Genomic DNA, 5,215 nt, shown 5'->3' on the forward strand with positions numbered 1-5,215 from the left:
GATGATGGAATTATTAATTTTAAAATACTATAGATATATTCTTTTTTCTCATAGTCACTTCTCAAATCTAATCTAAGCAATGAACAATTAGTGAAATAATCATTTGAGTCACGATGAAATTGCTCAATGGTACCTATAATAGAATTATTACATTTATCTAATATTGCCCACCTTACAAAATATCTATTTTTATAAGAATATTCCCAAAAATCAATTGCTTCTTTCATACGCTTAATTGTATTGTAATGAAAATTATCTCCATTACAATTATCACTATTGAAAAAAGGAACTGATTTCTCATCAGAATATATTTGCAATAAATCTTTAGCATCACTTTCTTCGATTTTTCTTAAAAGAAATCTTTCATTTCCGAAAACTGGAAATTTTCGATATGGATCATCAACATTTCTTATTACTCTAAGAATATCTACTCCTCTTCTTAAAATATCTTCTTCTTTAAAAGAAATCTTTTTCGATTCTAGTAATCTTTCAATAGCTTGGGAAACATCTAAAGAATGATATGATATAAATGTAGATGCGACATATTTTAAAGGTAAGTATTTATATGCTTGCTTGGAAGAAACATCATATGTATAGCAAAAATATCTATATAAATAACCAACCCAATACATTATATCCTTATTGTATTTTAAAGACCCATATGTAGTTTTACCATATTGTAAATCTAAGTCAGCAAATATATCATTAATTGTCTTACTATCATCTAAAAAAGCTTTACTATCTAATTCAATGGCAATCTTTGAATTCATAAATCTTCTAACAAACACCTCAGAACTCATATCTTGAGTAGAAACTGATTTTTCAAACAATTCTGCTTGAATATCACAGAGTCTTTTTCCATCTCTATCCATTTTAATCATGCTAATATCTCCTCAATATACTTACCTTGGTTTTTATATTTGATCATGGCAAGCTTTACTTTATTATCTCCATCATTTATATCTGACTGTTTTATATTTTGGTAATATTCTCTTTCTGCATTAGAAAGATAGCACCTCTCAATAATTTCTAGATTTGATGTTGCTTTTTCAGTCAAAAAAACAAATTGTTTGCCTAAATTTGTAGCTGCTAAGCAATGTTTGCACTGCTCATCCGTTATTAATCCATCGATAAATTGCTCAATTATACGATACATTCTATTATCTGCTATTGGAGCATAAATATAATCAGCCTTATTAACCTTATCAATTATTTTCTTTATAAGTGGATGTTCTCTATATGCATCAAGTGTTCCCCGATAATATGCTATAGCTAACATCCATTCCTGATTCACATCAAAATTTACTTTTTTTAAATCTTTATCATTAAATTTAATCATGTAAATGCACGATGAAGGAAATCTTGAAACGAAGGATGATGCTTGTTCACTTGCCTCTTTACAATAGAATCCTCTACCAAAATCATTATTTTCTCTACCACAAAAAGGCGAAATAGTACCTTCTATTGTAGTTCTAGCGCCGTGAAATATTATTTTATTATTTGGGTTTTCTTCCTTATACAACATTTCTTTTATGTTATTAAGTTTTATTCCTTTTTTATATGCTAAATCATATATTTTTTCTATTGTATTATCAGATGGATAGTTTTCACCATTTTCTATTCTAATTATTGTCCTTTTTTGAACACGGATACTGTTAGCAATATCCTCTTGTGACATATCTAGCATCTCACGTATAAGCTTTAAATCCTCGTTTATTCTATAATTCATACTATTCATCTCCTATCAACTATATTGTAACATATGTCACCAAAAAGTTCAATAATTATTGCTAGTGCTATATGTCACCAAAAAGTTTAAAGATTGTAAAAAAGGATTTATCTAGAAAACTCTTAAAATCCTTTATTATGTTTATAAATACAATATGTTTGTCTCAATAAAAACAATGGTTTAGTGCTGATAAATGCCTAAAATATGTTTCTTAAGACATCTCGTTTTTTCGTTACAACCGTTAGTTGAAACTACTTAAATGCTCAACAAGCTTTAAACTCCATCAGATGTTAGACAGACTCCAATGATCCAAATAAGATGAAAATGCCCTAAAATATGCTATTTTAACCCTATTTATAGATATTTGGGGCTATTTCTTTGTCAGCAAACAGACAGTCTCGACGTGTGAGATAACATAATTCAATACCATATTAAAGCCTATGCAACATGTTATTGTAATAGCATCTTGTTCTTATGAAAATATATATTCACAAGTACCATTATATGGTTATACTCAAAATAAAAGAGCATTACATGTAATATTAATGATTCATGGGTGTTGCTTTATTAAACCAGCACCACTTAAAATTAATGTTTAAAACGAATAGAGAGCTATTGAAGCTTAGATAAAAAACTACAATCGAGTGTGATTGTAGTCATTATAATTATTTTTTATGTTGAAGGTAGAACATTGTTTTTTGATTTTCTATTTCAGCCTTCAATTCTTCCTCACTTGGAAGATATAGTTTATATTTTGATGCAAATAATTGCTCATTTCCATTTAAAACTGAATATTTTGCTATATCTTCATCTGTATCATCACATAATACAATACCTAATGTTGGATTATGATTTTCTTCTTTTATTCTTTCATCATACATTCTTACATACATATCCATTTGGCCAACATCTTGATGTGTAATCTTCTTTGTTTTTAAATCAATTAATATAAAACAATTTAATATATAATTAAAGAATACTAAATCAATAAAATAATCTTCTTTTTCAGTATGTATTCTTACTTGACGGCCAATAAATGCATATCCTTTACCTAATTCCATTAGGAATTTTTGTAAATGATTTATTATTGCTTTTTCCAATTCACCCTCTCTAAAATCATTATTTTCAGGGATTCCTAAGAATTCTAATACCATTGGATTTTTAATAAATCCCAGTTTCTTTTCTTGAAGTGGCTCTGTTATTTCAAGCATTTCTTCTTTGACTAAATCTTTCTTTTGAGATAATAGCATTCTATGATAATAATCTGATGAAACATTTCTTTGTAATGTTCTGACTACCAAGACCCTTTTAAAGCTTCTTGTTCATACCAATCACGTGCCTCTTTTGAAAACACTTGAAGCAATATTCTGTAATGTGTCCAACTTAACATAGATTGTCTACTCACTGAGTCAACAAAGTTAGGATACAACTTATAAAACTGTAAATAATGATATAAGTTTGTTCTATCAAAGCCTTTTCCAAAATCATTTGTAAGCTTTTTTGATAATTCACTTATTATTTCCTTACCATAATTTTCTTTTCTATTATCTTTTAATTCTTCTTCAGCGATTCTTTTCCCTAACAACCAATTTCTTTCAACTAATAATACATTAACTGTTTTATAGGCAACATCATTTGCTTGATTTACAATACTTGTTATATCCTCATATATGTTATTTGTATTTTTATATAAGATAATATCATTTTTCAAGATAAATCACCGCCCTAAAAATCTAATTTATTATACCATAACACGATAATGGTTTCATCACATTTATTCATTTTCTACTGCTATTCTAATAGAATAGAATTAATCATTCTTCTCTTATTTACACCATGTTCATTTTTAACAAATTCATAAAAATTAACTGGCATTCCAAATGAATCTATGGATTACTCCATAGCCAAAATAAATTATATTGAAGATGCCTTACTTGTACTTTTATAATATCTATTGGCATTAAGCCATTTAACTATATTTTTATTCTTTTTCCATCTATTTAAACATCTTGCCCCTGTTACCAGATTCGGTTACGATACCAACTCATTTTTCATATAATCTCAAAGAAAATTTTTTTGTTTGTTCAAAAGAAAAAGGTAATTCTAACCTTATTTTGGTCAAAATCACCTATTTTTTCCCTATTTTTTGCTATTTTAGTCATTTCTAAGATTTCGTAAGCAGATTGTTTCAACTGGATTTTGATTGTACTACCTGCAAACCGAAGGCCTTTTCTACCATTTCCAGTGTTTGCTCAATGCTTCGGTTTTCATCCCTGATTATCACATGAAATCCAGAATGTAAATAGCGGTCATAGTTTTCCTGCGAATTGATCAGCATAAGCCCTTTCCGATAATTCTCCATCGCCTTTTCTGGATCAGGTTCATCCATTATCAGCCGATATAAGAACTGTTTTTCCCGATCTGGCCTTTCAAAAAAACGCATCACAGATATTTGAGGATCCGCAAGCATGACCAGCACATGGTCTTCTGGAGCAATATTTTTCAGTGTCTCTATCGAAATATTCGTATCAACAAATATTGGTCTATCCTGGTCTTTAAGGCCATCCAGAAGCCTGAGTTCCAGTATCTCACACTCCAGAGACACGCCGTCCATCCATGCCTTATATTCCTCTGGGGTCCTTCTAATGAAGTCATGCCAATCCTCCAGATCACGGGTATAAGTCAGAAAAGGAAACTCTTTAGTGTCAAGCACTGGCAAGAGCTGGTTATGATAGTTCTCTTCACACAGGATACCGTTATATTTATCTGCAAGCAGTTTTGCCATGGTCGATTTGCCTGCATAGGCCGTACCAATAATAAAATACGCGTTGTCAAATCTCATATCTTACTCCCCTTTCTTCGGCTCATATAGCACGAAAATAAAGTATTCTTTGGGTGGTACAAGCATCATACCGTCTCAACATGTGAGACAATATAGAAAATACTAGACCAAAAGGACGTGTAGGTATAGGAAACCCCAGATGCTTTCATCTATTTACTGAAACATAAGCCTCGATAAATATAAAATACTAGCACCTTGTAACTAATACCATATTTGTTGAATAAGTAAATGAATCATTTAATTAAACACATCGGTAGATAATATTATCTCTATTCCATTTTTAATAACATCATCATAGCTTATTTTATCATATAAAAGCTTAAGGGTAATATTTTTATAATCTGATTCATAAAATCTAGTCTCTATTATATTTTTAAGCATTTCATTAATATTATATTTACTATTTGCAGAAGGATTATTTTTTGATTTACTTCTATCTAATCTAACTGATTTAACTATTTCTTTAAGATTATCATCTAAATTAATGTTAGGTAAAATTTTTGCTATATCATATAAATGTCTTGAATCTCTAGCCATCATATTTTGAATCTTATAATCACATACAGCAAACACTTTATCAATAAATGTTCTTTCAAGTGATTGAACATTCATATTAAATAAAGCAGCATCAAATTCAATAGGCA

6 protein-coding genes are annotated in these 5,215 nt (G+C 29.2%); all 6 read right to left on the bottom strand.

The annotated features are described in order from the left end of the window. A partial coding sequence (locus SPJ17_RS03345; RefSeq protein WP_321092753.1) for a GNAT family N-acetyltransferase occupies nucleotides 1-881 on the bottom strand: 881 nt, incomplete at its 3' end. After that, nucleotides 878-1,729 (bottom strand): DUF3990 domain-containing protein, encoded by an 852-nt coding sequence (locus SPJ17_RS03350; protein WP_321092755.1) that lies wholly within the window; start codon nucleotides 1,727-1,729, stop codon nucleotides 878-880. The genes SPJ17_RS03350 and SPJ17_RS03345, both read right to left, overlap by 4 nt. 665 nt (nucleotides 1,730-2,394) lie before the next feature. Beyond that, nucleotides 2,395-3,030: a PDDEXK nuclease domain-containing protein gene (locus SPJ17_RS03355; RefSeq protein WP_321092757.1), complete on the bottom strand. Its 636-nt coding sequence runs from the start codon at nucleotides 3,028-3,030 to the stop codon at nucleotides 2,395-2,397. Further along, complete coding sequence (locus SPJ17_RS03360) at nucleotides 3,024-3,440, bottom strand: DUF1016 N-terminal domain-containing protein (protein ID WP_321092759.1); 417 nt, start codon at nucleotides 3,438-3,440, stop codon at nucleotides 3,024-3,026. The genes SPJ17_RS03355 and SPJ17_RS03360 overlap by 7 nt, the downstream gene beginning before the upstream one ends. 477 nt (nucleotides 3,441-3,917) lie before the next feature. Next, nucleotides 3,918-4,571, bottom strand: a complete 654-nt coding sequence (locus tag SPJ17_RS03365) for a hypothetical protein (protein ID WP_321092762.1) — start codon at nucleotides 4,569-4,571, stop codon at nucleotides 3,918-3,920. A 237-nt stretch (nucleotides 4,572-4,808) separates the two neighbouring features. Then, nucleotides 4,809-5,215 (bottom strand): nucleotidyl transferase AbiEii/AbiGii toxin family protein (locus SPJ17_RS03370; protein WP_321092764.1); only part of this gene is annotated, 407 nt, incomplete at its 5' end.

This window comes from Anaeroplasma sp. (genome assembly GCF_034179385.1).
Lineage (GTDB): Bacteria > Bacillota_I > Bacilli_A > Acholeplasmatales > Anaeroplasmataceae > Anaeroplasma.